The following is a 14,589-nucleotide window of genomic DNA, read 5'->3' on the forward strand; positions in this document are numbered from 1 at the left end:
CATGACCATCGCCATCATCGGGGCCGGCCTCGCCGGCGCCAGCGCCGCCGAGGAGCTGCGCAACGCCGGGTACGACGGTGACATCACCCTCGTCGGCGCGGAGCCGCACGCGCCCTACGAGCGACCGCCGCTGTCGAAGGACATCCTGCTGCGGACCGGCACCGCGGAAGACGCGCTGGTCCACGAGGCCGAGTGGTACGCGCAGCAGCGCATCGAGCTCCTCACCGGTACCCGGGTGAGCGACCTGGACCCGGCAGCACGGACCTTCGCCGTGGACGGGCGGCGGATCTCCTATGACCAGTTGCTCCTGGCCACCGGCGCCACCTCACGTCACCTGCCCATGGCCGACGACTCCGGCGCCCCGGTGGTCCACCTGCGCACGATCGAGGAGGCGGAGGCCCTGCGGAACCACCTGTCCGGCGCGCTGCTGGTCATCGGCGCCGGCTGGATCGGCCTCGAGGTCGCCTCGGCCGCTCGGCAGGCCGGCGGCACGGTGACCGTCGTCGAGAGCGCGTCGACGCCGCTGGCCGGGCCGCTGGGCACGCAGCTCGCGTCGCTCTTCACCGACCTGCACCGCGAGCACGGCGTCGACCTGCGCACGGACACGTCCGTCATCTCGATCGAGCACGACGCCCACGGGACGCGGGCGCGCCTCTCCGATGGTGACGAGGTGCACCCGAGCGTGATCCTCGTGGCCATCGGAGCGGAGCCGCAGGTCTCCCTCGCGGCCGACGCGGGGCTGGCCGTCGACTCGGGCATCCTCGTCGACGCCCGCCTGTGCACGAGCGACCCCCACGTCTACGCGGCCGGTGACGTCGCCAACCACGACCACCCGTCACTGGGGCGCCTGCGGGTCGAGCACTGGGACGCGGCCATCCACCAGGGCCGGCACGCGGCCCGCAGCATGCTCGGGGGGCAGGAGCCCTACGGCCGACAGCCGTACTTCTTCACCGACCAGTACGACCTCGGCATGGAGTACGTCGGCCACCGGGGTCCGGACGTCGACGAGGTGATCGTGCGCGGCGACCGGGAGCGCCGGGTGATCAACGCCGTGTGGCTCCGCGAGGGACGCGTGGTCGCGGGCATGCACACCAACGACTGGGACGCCATCGACCCCCTTCGCGCCTGGATCGGACGGCAGGCCACGCCGGCGCTGCGCGACACGACCACGAGCCTGGCCGACGCCCTTGGCTGACGCACGGCGCGCGGGCCACCACCACCACCGGCCCGTCCACACCCGTCGTCAGCAGGCACGGACACCGCTGATCCGCACCCTCCGCACCTTCCGAAAGGCCTGACCATGACCCACCCCGACCACGGGCACCAGCACGACCACGACCGCGACACGGAGGGTCAGGTGTCCGAGACGAGCTTCGGCGGCGACGCACCCGAGCTGGACGCGGACGCCGTGCCGAGCGAGCACTCCACCCCCGGCCCGGACGACGCCGACGTCTGAGATGACCAGCACCGACCACGGGCCCCACGGCAGGCGGCTGTCGTCCGCCGCCGGGGCCGTCACCACGACCCTGCAACGCCGGATCGGGCAGGCCGTGCGCGCCAAGGTCGCCGGCGCCGACGCCGAGACGGCTCGCGCCCGGATCTGGGACACCCCCGGGCCACGCTGGTTCACGCAGGAGGACCCGATCTGGCGCGTGCACAGCGACGCGTCGATGTTCCCTGCGGGGATCACCGCCCTGCTCCTGCAGTCACTCCACCCGGCCGCGATGGCAGGGGTCGCCGGGCACAGCGGGTATCGCGGTGACCCGTGGGGGCGACTGCAGCGCACCAGCCACTACCTCGCGACGACGACCTTCGGCACCATCGAGCACGCCGAGGAGGCCATCGCCGTCGTGCGTGACGTGCACGAGAGGGTCCGCGGCAAGGACGAGGAAGGGCGGGCCTACCGGGCCAGCGACCCCCACCTGCTGCGGTGGGTCCACATCGCCGAGGCGTGGTCCTTCCTCACCGGCCACCAGCGCTACGGGACCCATCCCCTCACCCCGGACGAGGCCGACACCTACGTCGCCCAGAGCGCCACCTCGGCAGCGGCCCTCGGCGCCACCCACCTGCCGATGACCGTCGCCGAGCTCGAGGCCGCGCTGCAGGGTGCCCGCAGTGAGCTGCTCGCCACGCCCGCGGCCCGCGATGCCGCCGACTTCCTGCTGCGCGAACCACCCCTGCCCCGGGCCGCCCGTCCCGGCTACCGGCTCCTCGCGCTCGGCGCGGTCGACCTGCTCCCGCCGTGGGCCCGTGACGAGCTCGACCTGACCAGCCCGCGGGGCGGCGCCGCGGCCGGCGCCGTCGGGGCCCGCCTCGTGCGGTGGGGTCTGGCTGCCGTCGACTGACCCGGGCCCGCCGACACCAGGACAGGAGACCCATGACCACCTCACGCGTCAGCGTCACCGGACCGGCGAGCCCGGAGACGGCGTGGCAGCGCTACGTCCACCCGGGCCTGTGGCGGACGTGGTCGCCCCAGATCCGCTTCGTCGAGTACGACCACCCGGTGCTGGTCCCGGGAACCCGCGGGACCGTGCGCACCTTCGGCGGCATCGGGATCCCCTTCGCCATCGAGGAGGTCGCGGCGGCCGAACGCACGTGGACCTGGCGGGTCCGGGTGGGTGGACTGTCCCTGCGCCTCCACCACGGGGTGCTCCCCCACGCGCAGGGCAGCGAGACGTGGCTGGCGGTCTCCGGGCCCCCCGTGATCAGCCCGGCGTACGCGCGGATCGCGACCATCGCCCTTCGCCGGCTGCTGCGTCGGGAGTGAGAAGATCAGGACACGAGGTCGCTCGCGCCCACCGCGGAGACCCGATGAGTGGAGGACCGTCATGGAAGCCACCGGTGTCACCGCCTCGAGCCTGAGCCGACTGAGGGTCTGGAACATCGGGCTCGCCGTCCTGCACGCCCTCCAGGCCGCCCTCGTCCTGGCGCTGGCCACCGGCTTCGCCATCACGATCACCTCGGCGGTCCCCCAGGGCCCTCCGGGCTCGGCGCCCCCGGCGCCCGAGGCCCTGTTCGACGTGCGGGTCGGCGCGGCGATCGCCGTGTTCCTGGCGCTGGCCGCCGTGGACCACCTGCTCACCGGGACCGTGCTGCGCGGCCGCTACGACGCGGGCCTGCGCGCCGGCGTCAACCGCTTCCGCTGGGTCGAGTACTCGCTCAGCTCGACCCTGATGATCATCCTCATCGGCTTCTACACCGGGCTGACCGGGTTCACCGAGGTCATCCTCATCAGCGGCGCGAATGTCGCCATGATCCTCTTCGGCTGGCTGCAGGAGGTGATGAACCCACCGGGTCGGGACTCGACGACGATGCTGCCCTTCTGGTTCGGTTGCGTCGCCGGCGCCGCCCCGTGGGTGGCGATCTTCGCGAACACGCTGGGAGCAGCCGAGGTACCGGGGTTCGTCCTCGGGATCATCGTCTCGTTGTTCGTCTTCTTCATGAGCTTCGCCGTGAACCAGTGGTTGCAGTACCGGCAGATCGGGCGGTGGGCCGACTACGCGTACGGCGAGAAGGTCTACCTGGTCCTCAGCCTCGTCGCGAAGAGTGCACTGGCGTGGCAGATCTTCGCAGGATCGCTCGCCGGCTGACGCGCGGCGCGACCCCGCGAACGAGCTCAGTCCTCGAGCCGGAACCCGACCTTGAGGCCCACCTGGAAGTAGTCGACGCGGCCGTCCACGGCCACTCCCCGCACTTGGGTCACCTCGAACCAGTCGACGTGCCGCACCGTGGCGGACACCCGCTCGATGCCGTTGCGGATGGCCTGGTCCACGCCGTCGGGCGACGTGCCGACGATCTCGGTCACGCGGTAGGTGTGGTCGGTCATGGTGACCCCCTGGAGAGTGATGGCGATCGCGCGCGTGGCGACCTGGTCCCTCGAGCGTGTCCCCCTTGGCTCGGGGGTGTCAACCCGCCATCGCTGCCCGGCGAGGTCAGTCGACCGGTTGGTCGACGCTCTCGCGCTCGGGGTGTCGACGACGACGCGTGCCCGTGCTCATGGCGGCCTCGCCGGACGCGAGGAAGTCCGGGCGCTCCGGTCCCCTGGGCTGGATGCGACCCGGGTCCAGGGTGCGCCGGATGTCCTCGGAGGTCACCGCCCGCAGCTCCCCGGCAGCGTCCAGGTACCAGTCGCTCAGCTCGGGGTCGGTGCTGTTGAGCCAGGCGCCGGCGCCGTGGTCCGAGGCGACCTGGCTGGAGCCGAAGACGAAGTCGTCCCCGTGGTCCGCGATGCCCAGGCGCACCCCCTCGGCGATCGCGAGGCGCGCGTACTTGCTGCGCAGCATGTACGGGTCGGTGACCAGGTCCTTGGCCCAGGCCACCATGATGCCCATGACGATGAAGGCGAAGGGCAGGGCGGAGACGACCATGATCGACTGCAGCCCTCCCAGGGCGTCCTCGCCGCCGGCGAGCAGCAACGAGATGGCCGTCCCGCCGAGCATGACTCCCCAGGTGATCGTCACCCACCGGGACGGGTCGGGCTTGCCCCGCTGGGTCATCGAGCCCATGACGATCGAGGCGGAGTCGGCGGAGGTGACGAAGAAGACGAGGATCGAGACCATCGCGAGGGTCGACGTCACGGTGCCGAAGGGCAGGTTGCCCAGCATGTCGAAGAGCATCGCCTCCGGAGCCGCGGAGGCGTCCATGCCCGTCCCGTTGAGCTTCATCCACATCGAGGTGCCGCCGAGGATCCCGAACCACAGCAGGCACACCGCCGTGGGCACCATGATGACGACGGTGACGAACTCGCGCAGCGTGCGACCGCGGGAGATCTTGGCGATGAACATGCCGACGAAGGGCGTCCACGAGACCCACCACGCCCAGTAGTAGGTCGTCCACGTCGCCATGAAGTCCGCGGTGTCGGCTCCCTGGTTCGGGTTGCGAATGAGCATCGTGCCCAGCTGCCGCACGTTGTCGAGGGCGCCCGCCGGGATGAAGTTGAGCAGGAAGACGGTGGGGCCGGCGATGAAGACGAAGAGCGCGAGGGAGCCGGCGACGACCATGTTGATGTTCGACAGCGCGCGGATGCCGCGCTTGATCCCCGAGACGGCCGAGATGATGAAGGCCACCGTGAGCAGCGTCATGATGGCGACGATGAAGCCATTGCCCAACGGGCCGAGGCCGGTGATCACCTCGGCGCCCGTGGCGATCTGCAGCGCACCGATCCCCAGGGAGATCGCCGTGCCGAAGAGCGTGACGAGGATGGCGAAGATGTCGATGACGGCACCGAAGGGGCCGTGCGCCCGGCGACCGAAGATCGGCTCGAAGATCGCGGAGATGAGCGGCGCGCGACCGCGGCGGTAGGCGCTGTAGGCGATCGCCCCGCCGACGAGCGCGTAGAAGGCCCACGCGATCGGCCCCCAGTGCAGCATCGTCTGGGCGAGCGCGGCCTCCATCGCCTCGACCGTCTCCGGGTCGGCGGCCACGCCGTGGGGAGGGTCCGCGAAGTAGACGAAGGGCTCGTAGGGGCCGTAGAACAGCAGCCCGATGCCCATGCCCGCGGAGAAGAGCATCGCCACCCACGAGACGGTCGTGAACTCGGGGGCCTCGTCGTCCGCGCCCAGGCGCACGCCGCCGGTGCGCCCGTAGCCCACGACGAGCATGAAGAGGAAGATGGCGATCGCGAGGACGCCGAACATCCACCCGAAATTCGTCGTCACCCAGGCCAGCGAGGCCTCGCCGACCGTGGCGACGCTGCTCGGTGAGATGACGGACCACAGGATGACCCCCAGCACGCTGAGGCCGGCGATGGCGAAGACGAGGAGGTTGGTCGTGAAGACGCGACTGGTGCGCTCGACACCGATGCCGGGGATGAGCGCGGGGTGCACGAGGCCCGGCTTCGTCACCTCCTCGACGACGCGGCGGACCGCCTGACGCGGAAGACTCGGAGGCGTCATGATGAGCGGTCCGCACGGATGGCGGCGTGACATCCCGTCGACGAGTCGTCGGGTCGGCGGGTGGGGCCCATCGGTGCGCAGCTCACATCAACAACCTCATCGTCCGGTGGTGGTGGTGCCGGTCATGCCGGTCACGCTACTCCGTCGTGAGGTGCATCACCGGCCCTGCGACCCCGCGAACGCGTCGACCACGAGCTGACCAAGAGCCTCCACGCCGGCCTCGAGCGCGCTCAGGAAGGGACCGATGGGCTCGGCCCGGTCGACGTCGACGATCACCGCGAACTCGTACCCGTCCCGGGTGACGGTGTAGTTGACGCCGATGCCGCCACCGCTGGTGGGGGCGAAGGTGAAGCGCACCATCTGCTGGGAATCACCCAGCGACGAGGTGGACAGGAAGTCCGTGGTGACACGGTCGTAGGACTCCTCCTCGAACACGATCGGACTCAGTCCGAGACGTCCTGCCATGAGCGCCAGTCCCGTCAGGTGACGGTCGAACCCGTGCCCGCTCTTGCAGGCGATGACCTGGTCCTTGTGCTCGGCGAGCGCGGCACGGAGATGCTCCGGCGTGGCGTCGCCCCCGAGCACGGCCCGCACGAGGGCGAGGGCATCCGCGCCGACCGGGCGCAGGCACTCCGTGCGGCCCGCCTGGTACTCGCGCATGTCCACCGCCTCGTAGGTGCTGCGCACCCGCCCGTAGGCCGCGAGCTGGGCGTACAGGATGCTCAGCTGCTGGAGGGCGTCGTGGCTGACGCGGAAGGGGAGGTCCGCGGGCACCGCCCTCGGGCACCGCACGATGTGCACCCGCTGGGCCTCGGCCTGCTGCTGGTAGGCCGCGATGTCACGGGCGAGCCGCGAGCGCAGGTCATCGGTCATGGTCCACGTCAGCGGCTCCGCGCGTGGTGGTGGCTCCTCCCCGTCGGTGGGTTGGACCCCCTGCATCACCGCGACGATCGCCCGCACGGTGGCGCCGTCGACGACGCTGTGCTCGACGTGCAGGCCGACGAAGTCGTCGACGAGACCGACCTGGTAGGTGAGGGGCTTGTAGGCCCACGCCTGACCGGGGTGGAAGCTCACCCGCTCCTGGTGCTCCTCGTCGCTCGCCGCGGTGTCGGTGAGGTTGACCACGAAGAGCGCGTCGACCAGCCGGTCGTACAACTGCGCATTGTCGGGATGCTCCACGAGGGCATCGAGGTAGTCGGACGCTCGGTCGCTGCCGAGGTAGGACACGTGCGTGAAGGTGTCGTCCTCCGGCAGGTCCAGCTCCTGGATCCGACCCAGGACGGCCGTGATGGCCGGCCGGGACACCGGCCGGCCCGCCTCGTCGCTGATGGGCACCATCAGACAGCGCCCCTGCCACACCACACCGATCTCGCGTGCGCCGGCCTCACGCCGGCCCTCACGGAAGACGTCCTCACCGGGCTGGGGGTGCCGCGCTCCCCCGGCGAGGACCCGCCACTGCCGCATGTCCATCCAGTCTCCGCGGGGGCTGACCTCGTCCGCGATCTCGCCCCGCAGGTAGGCCAGGTGCACACTGGCCGCCCGGTGGATCAGATCTGCTGCGCGGGCGAGACCCGCGGACTCGCTGTCCCACCGGAGGCGAAACCCGACACTGCTGCTCAGCGGCAGGGGTGACCGGTCGGTGAGGTAGCTCGAGAGCCAGGCACGCGACAACCAGCTCCGGCCGGCGGCATCCTCCTCGTCCGCGAAGTCCAGCAGCTCCGCCTGGCAGACCGGCCCGTCCGTCACGGCGAACTCCTCGACGACCTCCTCGGCCCTGCGCTGCTGCCCCGCGTCCGAGAGCGGGCGGACGGCGGCCAGGTAGCGATCGAGGCTCTGGCGCAGCGGCGGTACCGGCAGGTGCTTCACGAGGGCGGTCCGGTCCTCAACTGAGCACGTCCTTGCGAGCGAAGTGGCCATAGCCCAGGGCGATGAAGATCGTGGCATAGAGCAGCGCCCACAACACCCCGGGCAGCAGCGCCGCGTAGTCGGGGTCCTGCGTGAACAACCCGATCCACTCGCGCGAGTAGTGGTTGGGCAGGGCCCGGCGGTAGTCGCCCAGGGCGCTCAGCGCGTCCAGGATGGAGGAGACGATCGCCGCGAAGACCGCGACACCGACCGCGGCCAGTGGTGCATCCGTGCGCACACCCATCCAGAAGGCCACGGCAGCGAAGGGCAGCTGGGCGACGAAGACGTATCCGGCGCCCACCGCGAGGCGTGGCACCACCTCACCCCAGCCGAGCGATCCGCCGGCGCTCAGCGAGAGCGAGTCGCCCCCGTAGAAGACCCCGCCCACGAGCAGGACCCACAGCAACAGGGTCAGCACCGCGAGGGCGGTCAGCCCGAGCCCGACGAGCAGCTTGCTGGTCAGCAGCCGGGCCCGCGGCACCGGGGCGGTGAGCAGGTAGCGCAGCGACGACCACGAGGCCTCAGCGGGTACCGGGTCACCGACGAAGAGCGCCGCGAGGATGAGGATGAGCAGCTCCGCCGTGATCAGGAGCATGAAGACGGTGAAGTTGGCCGCACCCGTGGTGGCCAGGTCGGAGAAGCTCTGGCCCTCGCCACCGTCATCGCCCAGGGCGAAGGCGGCGACCACGATCAGGGGCAGGCCGAGCAGGACGAGGAAGGTCCACCGGGTGCGGGGCCGGGTGACCTGTCGCCGCAACTCGACGTGCAGACTCAGTGGCCGGCTCATCGTGGCCGCACCTGGTTGAGGTGGGCACCGTCGCCCGCCCCGGCGATGGTGGAGAGGAAGACCGACTCGAGGTTGCGGCCCTCCGCGATGCCGAGCTCGTCGACCGAGCCGGCGACGAGCACGCGGCCGGCGTGCATGACCACCACGTGCGAGCAGGTCATCTCCACCTCCGCCAGCAGGTGGCTGGAGACGACCACGGTGCGCCCCCCTTCGGCATATCGCATGAGCATCGGGCGCATCGCGGCGATCTGCGGTGGGTCCAGACCGTTGGTCGGCTCGTCCAGGATGAGCACCTCGGGCATCCCGAGCATCGCCTGGGCGATCCCCAGCCGCTGCCGCATGCCGTGGCTGTACGCCTTGACCGGGCGCTCGATCGCGTCACCGAGCGCGGCGATCTCCAGAGCCTCCTCCAGTCGTGCCTCATCGGCGGGGAGGCCGGTGGCGGCCCAGTAGGAGAGCAGGTTGGCGCGGCCGCTCAGGTGCGGCAGGAAGCCGGGGCCCTCGACGAGGGCGCCGACCCGACCCAGGACGGCAGCCCCGGCCGTGACGGGGCGACCGAGCACGTGCACGCTTCCGGCGTCGGGTCGGATCAACCCCATGACCATGCGCAGTGTCGTGGTCTTGCCGGCCCCGTTGGGACCGAGCAGCCCCACGACCTGGCCACGCTCGGCGCGCCAGCTCACGTCGTCGACGGCGCGGTGCCCGTCCGGGTACTCCTTGACCAGGCCCTCGATGGCCAGCGGCACGTCGGTGAGGTCCTCGCGGACCGGGTGCGGGGCGCGCCGACGGTACACCGCCAGCCCGGCGAGCAGCACGAGCAGCAGCCCCAGCGCCCCAGCCACCCCGATCGTCTCGCGATCCCAGACGCTGCTCGTGCTCACCGCAGCGCCGGTGGCGACCGGGACGCTCAGACCGGGGTCGGCCAGCCGCACCCGGTCGGAGCGCACCCGGTCCGGACCGCTGTAGGCCGCATCGGTCGCCGTGACCAGCACCCGCCAGGTCGAGCCCTCGGGCAGCTCCCAGGTGCCCCCGGGCAGCGCCACCTCCACGTCGGTGGGCGTGCCCGGGGTCAGGTCGACCTGCACGGGCGCGACGAGCCGTCGGGGCAGGACGGGGCTGTCGCCCCGCACCTCCCACCACGAGAGGAAGAGCGTGCTGCGCGGCCCGCTCGAGGTCAGCTCGAGGGTGACGCGCGGCCGTCCCACGACGGTCAGGTCCTGCACGAGTGGATCGGTGTCGAAGGCCACCGACTGCCCCGGCAGCGCCGAGAGCGGGTAGGTCGACAGCCCTGCGGTCAGCCCGCCGAGTCCACCGATGCCCGGGAGGACGGTGGTCGCCTGGGGGACCCCGCCCGGCGGGTTGACCAGGCCGGTCGGCCCCACCGGGGACATCGGCAGCACCTCGGTGCTCGCGTCCCCACCGGACGGCGGGTAGGACGAGGACTCCACGACCTGCTCGCCCTGATCGGGGTCGATCTGCTGGGACGGGGGCAGGGCATAGGTGAAGGCCGGCACGGGCAGCGTCTCCTGGGTCACGGGTTCATCGGCACGCAGTGTGCCGTCCAGCCACGTCAGCAGGTCCTCGGTCTGCTGCTCCCGCTGCGCGGACGCCGCGTCGGGATCAGCCGCCTCCGTCTCCCCGGAGCCGCCCTGCCCGTCACCTGAGCCGGCCGCCCCGGCGCCGGTGCCCTGGGTGGCGCCGTCATGGCCTCCGTTGAACCAGTTCACCGCCACGGGCACTCCCGCGTCCTGCAGCGTCCGGGCGGTGGCGTCGGCCTGGTCCGTCCCGAACAACGAGTCGGACATGCCCTGGGTGAGGTAGACCGGCGCCTCGATGTCGGCGAGCGTGGGTGCCGGGCTGTGCTCGCGCAGCAGCGTGAGCAGGGCGGGGTCGGCCTCCCCGGTCTCGGCGGCGGCCACGAAGGGCTCGCACACGCGCGGGGCGAATGCTCCGCACGAGGGGTCTGCATCGGGTCCGGCGCCGACCAGCGCCCCGGTGAAGAAGTTCGAGGCCCACAGCGCCTTGAAGGGTCCGGGCTGCTCGGCCCCGGTCGCCGACTGCGGGAAGAAGGCGTCGGCCAGGTCGTGCCAGGTGATCGAGGCCGCCACCGAGTCGATCCGTGAGTCCGCCCCTGCAGCCATCAGGGCCAGGGCTCCGCCGTAGCTGCCGCCCGCGAGCGCGATCCGTGGGTCACCGCGCGCGTCCAACCGCACCTGCGGCTCCTCCGCGATGCGGTCGACCAGGGCGATGGCGTCGGCCACCTCGTAGTCCGGATCGTTGAGGTGGATCGCCCCACCGGAGTCACCGAAGCCCCGAGCGCTGTATCCGACCACGAGGTAGCCCTGCGCCGCCAGCGCCCGCGCCTGGCCGGCGAGGTCGTCCTTGCTGCCACCGAAGCCGTGCGCGAGCAGCACCGACTCGTGTGGGCCGGTGGCGTCCTCGCCGGGGTGGTAGATGTCGGCATCGATGGTGACCCCTTCGCCACCGGGTTCGGCCCCGACGGGCACCGTCACCTGCTCGACCCGCACCTTCGCCTCGCTGTCCCCTCCCTGCGCAGCGGGGGCCTGGGTCCCGAGCACGCCAAGGAGCACGAGGGCGCTCAAAGCGCGACGGGAGGCAGGCGGCATGGCTCAGTGTCCCAGCATCAACCGAGAGTGGTGATGTCCAGGCCACCCTGCCCGTGACGGGCCCGGAGCACCTTCTTGTCGAACTTGCCGACGCTGGTCTTGGGCACCTCGTCGATGAAGGACCAGCGCTCCGGCAGCTGCCACTTCGCGAACCGGGAGCTCAGGTGCTCACGCAGGACGGCGGCGTCCACGGTGCTGGCCTCGCGGCGTACCACCGCGACGAGTGGTCGCTCCTCCCACTTCTCGTCGGGGACACCGATGACGGCGGCCTCGAGGACGTCCGGGTGGGACATCACGGCGTTCTCGAGGTCGACGGACGAGATCCACTCGCCACCGGACTTGATGACGTCCTTGGACCGGTCGACGAGCGTGAGGTAGCCGTTCGCGGTGACCTTACCGACGTCACCGGTGCGCAGCCACCCGTCGTGGAACTTCTCCGGGTCGACCGTGACCCCGTCCGGCGCGTAGTAGGACCCCGTGATCCACGGACCCTTGACCTCGAGCTCGCCCAGTGCTTCGCCGTCGTGCGGCACGATCGCGCCCTCGTCGTCGACGAGTCGCGCCTGGACGCCCGCGGGGAACTGCCCCTGGCTGATGCGGTAGGGCCACTCCTCCTCGGCGCTCAGACCGGGCGGCGGGATGGCGACGCTACCCAGGGGGGAGGTCTCGGTCATCCCCCAGGCGTGGAGGACGCGCACACCGTGCTGGTCCTCGAAGGCATGCATCATCGCCGGTGGCACGGCCGATCCGCCGACGATGACATCGCGCAGGTGGGTGATGTCCTGGGGGTTGAGCTCCAGCTCCGTCAGGACCCCGGTCCAGATGCTGGGGACGGCGGCGGCGAAGGTGGGCTGCTGGTCGGCCATCATCGCCAGGAGCGGTGCCGGCTGCAGGAAGCGGTCGGTCATGAGCAGGGACGCCCCGGACATCAGGGCCGCGTAGGGGATGCCCCAGGCATTCGCGTGGAACATCGGCACGACCGCCAAGGCGTAGTCCTGTCGGGACAGGGCCATCCCGGAGGCGGTGCACACCTGCATCGAGTGCAGGTAGTTCGAGCGGTGGGAGTACACGACGCCCTTCGGGTCGCCGGTGGTGCCCGAGGTGTAGCACATGGCGGCCGCGGCGCGCTCGTCGATCTCCGGGTAGTCGAAGTGCTCCGGCTGGCCGGCCAGGAGCTCGCCGTAGGCGTGCACCGTGACCCCGTCGGGCGCCTCGAGGGTGGCGGGATCCCCGTTGACGACGATCACGTGCTCGATCGTCGTCATCCGGGGCAGGACCTGGCCGAAGAGCGGGATGAGGCTGCCGTCGACGAGCACGACCTTGTCCTCGGCGTGGTTCGCCACGAAGACCAGCTGCTCTGCGGACAGGCGGATGTTCAGCGCGTGCAGCACCGAGCCCATCGACGGGATGGTCACGTAGGCGACGAGGTGCTCGTTGTTGTTCCACATGAAGGTCGCCACCCGGTCGGAGTCGCGGACCCCGAGCCCGCGCAGGGCGTGGGCCAGCTGCGCGGCCTGGCGGCCCAGCTCCTCGTAGGACATCGTGCGTACGCCGTCCCCGGTCCAGGTCGACACCCGGGCCTCGGCGTGGATCGTGCTGGCATGGCGAAGAAGGGTGGCGAGCGACAACGGCTCGTCCTGCATCGTGCTCAACATGGAGGCACTCCTGGGTCGGGACGGTGATCTGTTCCACACTATGCACGCTGGGGGCGCTCCCCTCGCCCAAGCACCCGTGGCTCGCTACTTCTGCCCGACCTTTTCCGCCCGTCGACGGATCTGATCGGTGAGGACCGACGCCAACGTGCCGATGAAGACGAGGTTGAAGGCCATCTGGATGGTCACGAGCATCCGGCCGAGCTGGCCGGTCGCGTGCACGTCCCCGAAACCCACCGTCGCCAAAGTCGTCATGGTGAAGTAGAGGGAGTCGGTCTTCGTGACGAGGCCGGCGAACTGGTCCCCGGTGTGCTCCTGGATGGCGAAGTACCCCAGGGCGAAGAGGGGGACCACCAGGTAGATCAGCAGCAGCAGCGACTTGATCCGCACGGCGGTCTGGTCTCCCGCCCGCAGCTGCCGACCCACTTGGTGGGTGATGACCCACCCGAGGAGAGCGACCGCGACGAGCAGCGCGATGACCGTGAGCACCCACGCTCCGCCCGACTCCAGGTCGCGCACCGGCACGGTGTAGTAGAAGAGCGTGACGGCCGCGAAGGCGACCATACTGCGCAGGTTCTCGTGCCGGGGCTGGCGCATGCGGCGTGCTCCTTCGTCGTCGACTGGGGACAGTCTCCCCAAGAGTGGTGGGCGACGCACCCACGGGGGATGTGCACGCCGACGGCGACGATTCACCGAAGTACGGTGAGCACCACGCGCCCTCGGGCCGTTCCGGACGCAAGGTGGCTCAGCGCCGCACCGGCCTCCTCGAGGGAGAAGGTGCGGTCGATGGCGCTGCGCAGCATCCCGGCCTCGGCAAGAGCTGCGAGCGCCGTGAGGTGCTCCAGTTTCGGTCGGCTCGAGAACGACGGCCTCGGGAGCTGCTCGCTGAACGGCGCTCGCGCCATGAGGCGAAACATCGTGGGGATGCTCCCCAGCACGGCCCGGCCCGTCCGGCCGTACTGGTCGTGCCCCACGAGGACGTAGGTGCCGTGCGGAGCCAACACGCGCCGGATGGCGGAGAAGGGGTGGTTGCCCGGGATGTCGATGATGACGTCGTAGCGCTCGTCGCCGCGGGTGAAGTCCTCGCGGGTGTGGTCGAGCACCTCGTCGGCACCGATCGCCCTCAGGAGGTCGTGCTTCTCGGCGGAGTCCACCGCCGTGACCCTCGCCCCGTCGGCCGACGCGATCTGCACCGCCAGGGACCCGACACCGCCCGCAGCCCCGTTGACGAGGACGCGATCGCCCGCCGCGACCTGCCCCTGCTCGCGCACGGACTGGAGCGCGATGATCCCGGCGGTGGGCAGCGTGGCCGCCTCGACGTGGGAGAGCCGGGACGGCATGGCCACCAACCGGTCCTGCTGGACGGCCACGTACTCGGCGTAGGTGCCGCCGTTGGCCCACTGCATCCGCGGCAGGGACTCCCCGAACACGTCGTCCCCGACCGCCACCGACCCGACGTCCTCGCCGACCCGGGTGACCTGACCGGCGAAGTCGCTGCCCGGCACGTGGTGCGTGGGGGCACGCAGACCGGCCCCCATGAGCCGCAGGACCGCAGGGCGGCCGGTGACCACGTGCCACACGTCCGGATGGACCGATGCCGCGTGCACGCGGACGAGCACCTGGTCGGCCCCGATCCGCGGCACCGGGACATCGACGCAGCGCAGGCTCGACACAGGTCCGTACCGGTCCTGCCACACCGCCCTCACACCACTGAGGCTAGCCCT

The 14,589-nt window shown here is 71.2% G+C and carries 13 protein-coding genes; 5 read left to right on the forward strand and 8 right to left on the reverse strand.

Annotated elements, in window-relative coordinates:
* Position 1 precedes the first annotated feature (1 nt).
* The 5 genes from ACR9E9_RS02065 to heR all read left to right on the forward strand — a co-directional run bounded on the left by ACR9E9_RS02065 (position 2) and on the right by heR (position 3,590).
* Positions 2-1,195: an NAD(P)/FAD-dependent oxidoreductase gene (locus ACR9E9_RS02065; protein WP_435201192.1), complete on the forward strand. Its 1,194-nt coding sequence runs from the start codon at positions 2-4 to the stop codon at positions 1,193-1,195.
* A 105-nt stretch (positions 1,196-1,300) separates the two neighbouring features.
* Positions 1,301-1,456, forward strand: coding sequence for a hypothetical protein (locus tag ACR9E9_RS02070; protein WP_435201194.1), 156 nt, complete (start codon positions 1,301-1,303; stop codon positions 1,454-1,456).
* A gap of 1 nt (position 1,457) precedes the next feature.
* Complete coding sequence (locus ACR9E9_RS02075) at positions 1,458-2,345, forward strand: oxygenase MpaB family protein (RefSeq protein ID WP_435201196.1); 888 nt, start codon at positions 1,458-1,460, stop codon at positions 2,343-2,345.
* Positions 2,346-2,377: 32 nt separating this feature from the next.
* The gene (locus ACR9E9_RS02080; RefSeq protein WP_435201198.1) at positions 2,378-2,767 is read left to right on the forward strand and encodes an SRPBCC family protein; all 390 of its coding nucleotides are present in this window, start codon (positions 2,378-2,380) and stop codon (positions 2,765-2,767) included.
* A gap of 61 nt (positions 2,768-2,828) precedes the next feature.
* Positions 2,829-3,590 carry a heliorhodopsin HeR gene (gene heR / locus ACR9E9_RS02085; protein ID WP_435201200.1) on the forward strand — a complete coding sequence of 254 codons (762 nt, stop codon included), beginning with the start codon at positions 2,829-2,831 and terminating at the stop codon, positions 3,588-3,590.
* A 26-nt stretch (positions 3,591-3,616) separates the two neighbouring features.
* Here heR and ACR9E9_RS02090 read toward each other — a convergent pair whose 3' ends face one another.
* The 8 genes from ACR9E9_RS02090 to ACR9E9_RS02125 all read right to left on the reverse strand — a co-directional run bounded on the left by ACR9E9_RS02090 (position 3,617) and on the right by ACR9E9_RS02125 (position 14,571).
* Positions 3,617-3,826: a dodecin gene (locus ACR9E9_RS02090; RefSeq protein WP_435201202.1), complete on the reverse strand. Its 210-nt coding sequence runs from the start codon at positions 3,824-3,826 to the stop codon at positions 3,617-3,619.
* 106 nt (positions 3,827-3,932) lie between these two features.
* Positions 3,933-5,894: a BCCT family transporter gene (locus ACR9E9_RS02095; RefSeq protein ID WP_435201204.1), complete on the reverse strand. Its 1,962-nt coding sequence runs from the start codon at positions 5,892-5,894 to the stop codon at positions 3,933-3,935.
* A gap of 156 nt (positions 5,895-6,050) precedes the next feature.
* Entirely contained in the window at positions 6,051-7,760 is a 1,710-nt protein-coding gene (locus ACR9E9_RS02100; protein WP_435201206.1) for a choline/carnitine O-acyltransferase, read from the reverse strand.
* Positions 7,761-7,776: 16 nt separating this feature from the next.
* Positions 7,777-8,586 carry an ABC transporter permease gene (locus tag ACR9E9_RS02105; RefSeq protein WP_435201208.1) on the reverse strand — a complete coding sequence of 270 codons (810 nt, stop codon included), beginning with the start codon at positions 8,584-8,586 and terminating at the stop codon, positions 7,777-7,779.
* Positions 8,583-11,213: an alpha/beta fold hydrolase gene (locus ACR9E9_RS02110; protein ID WP_435201210.1), complete on the reverse strand. Its 2,631-nt coding sequence runs from the start codon at positions 11,211-11,213 to the stop codon at positions 8,583-8,585. Before ACR9E9_RS02110 ends, ACR9E9_RS02105 begins: the two co-directional genes overlap by 4 nt.
* Before the next feature lie 17 nt (positions 11,214-11,230).
* On the reverse strand, positions 11,231-12,868 hold the full coding sequence (locus ACR9E9_RS02115; protein ID WP_435201212.1) for a long-chain fatty acid--CoA ligase: 1,638 nt from the start codon (positions 12,866-12,868) through the stop codon (positions 11,231-11,233).
* 84 nt (positions 12,869-12,952) lie between these two features.
* A complete protein-coding gene (locus ACR9E9_RS02120) occupies positions 12,953-13,462 on the reverse strand; it encodes a potassium channel family protein (RefSeq protein ID WP_435201214.1) in 510 nt (169 codons plus the stop codon).
* Positions 13,463-13,554: 92 nt separating this feature from the next.
* Positions 13,555-14,571 (reverse strand): NAD(P)-dependent alcohol dehydrogenase, encoded by a 1,017-nt coding sequence (locus ACR9E9_RS02125; protein ID WP_435201216.1) that lies wholly within the window; start codon positions 14,569-14,571, stop codon positions 13,555-13,557.
* Between the last annotated feature and the right edge of the window lie 18 nt (positions 14,572-14,589).

Source organism: Janibacter sp. GS2 (genome assembly GCF_051200835.1).
Taxonomy (GTDB): Bacteria; Actinomycetota; Actinomycetes; order Actinomycetales; family Dermatophilaceae; genus Janibacter.

What these genes read in the sequence shown, in the direction of transcription:
- ACR9E9_RS02065 (WP_435201192.1), top strand. Translation starts at nt 2, where the DNA reads ATGACCATCGCCATCATCGGGGCCGGCCTCGCCGGCGCCAGCGCCGCC.
- ACR9E9_RS02070 (WP_435201194.1), top strand. Translation starts at nt 1,301, where the DNA reads ATGACCCACCCCGACCACGGGCACCAGCACGACCACGACCGCGACACG.
- ACR9E9_RS02075 (WP_435201196.1), top strand. Translation starts at nt 1,458, where the DNA reads ATGACCAGCACCGACCACGGGCCCCACGGCAGGCGGCTGTCGTCCGCC.
- ACR9E9_RS02080 (WP_435201198.1), top strand. Translation starts at nt 2,378, where the DNA reads ATGACCACCTCACGCGTCAGCGTCACCGGACCGGCGAGCCCGGAGACG.
- heR (WP_435201200.1), top strand. Translation starts at nt 2,829, where the DNA reads ATGGAAGCCACCGGTGTCACCGCCTCGAGCCTGAGCCGACTGAGGGTC.
- ACR9E9_RS02090 (WP_435201202.1), bottom strand. Translation starts at nt 3,826, where the DNA reads ATGACCGACCACACCTACCGCGTGACCGAGATCGTCGGCACGTCGCCC.
- ACR9E9_RS02095 (WP_435201204.1), bottom strand. Translation starts at nt 5,894, where the DNA reads ATGACGCCTCCGAGTCTTCCGCGTCAGGCGGTCCGCCGCGTCGTCGAG.
- ACR9E9_RS02105 (WP_435201208.1), bottom strand. Translation starts at nt 8,586, where the DNA reads ATGAGCCGGCCACTGAGTCTGCACGTCGAGTTGCGGCGACAGGTCACC.
- ACR9E9_RS02110 (WP_435201210.1), bottom strand. Translation starts at nt 11,213, where the DNA reads ATGCCGCCTGCCTCCCGTCGCGCTTTGAGCGCCCTCGTGCTCCTTGGC.
- ACR9E9_RS02115 (WP_435201212.1), bottom strand. Translation starts at nt 12,868, where the DNA reads ATGTTGAGCACGATGCAGGACGAGCCGTTGTCGCTCGCCACCCTTCTT.
- ACR9E9_RS02120 (WP_435201214.1), bottom strand. Translation starts at nt 13,462, where the DNA reads ATGCGCCAGCCCCGGCACGAGAACCTGCGCAGTATGGTCGCCTTCGCG.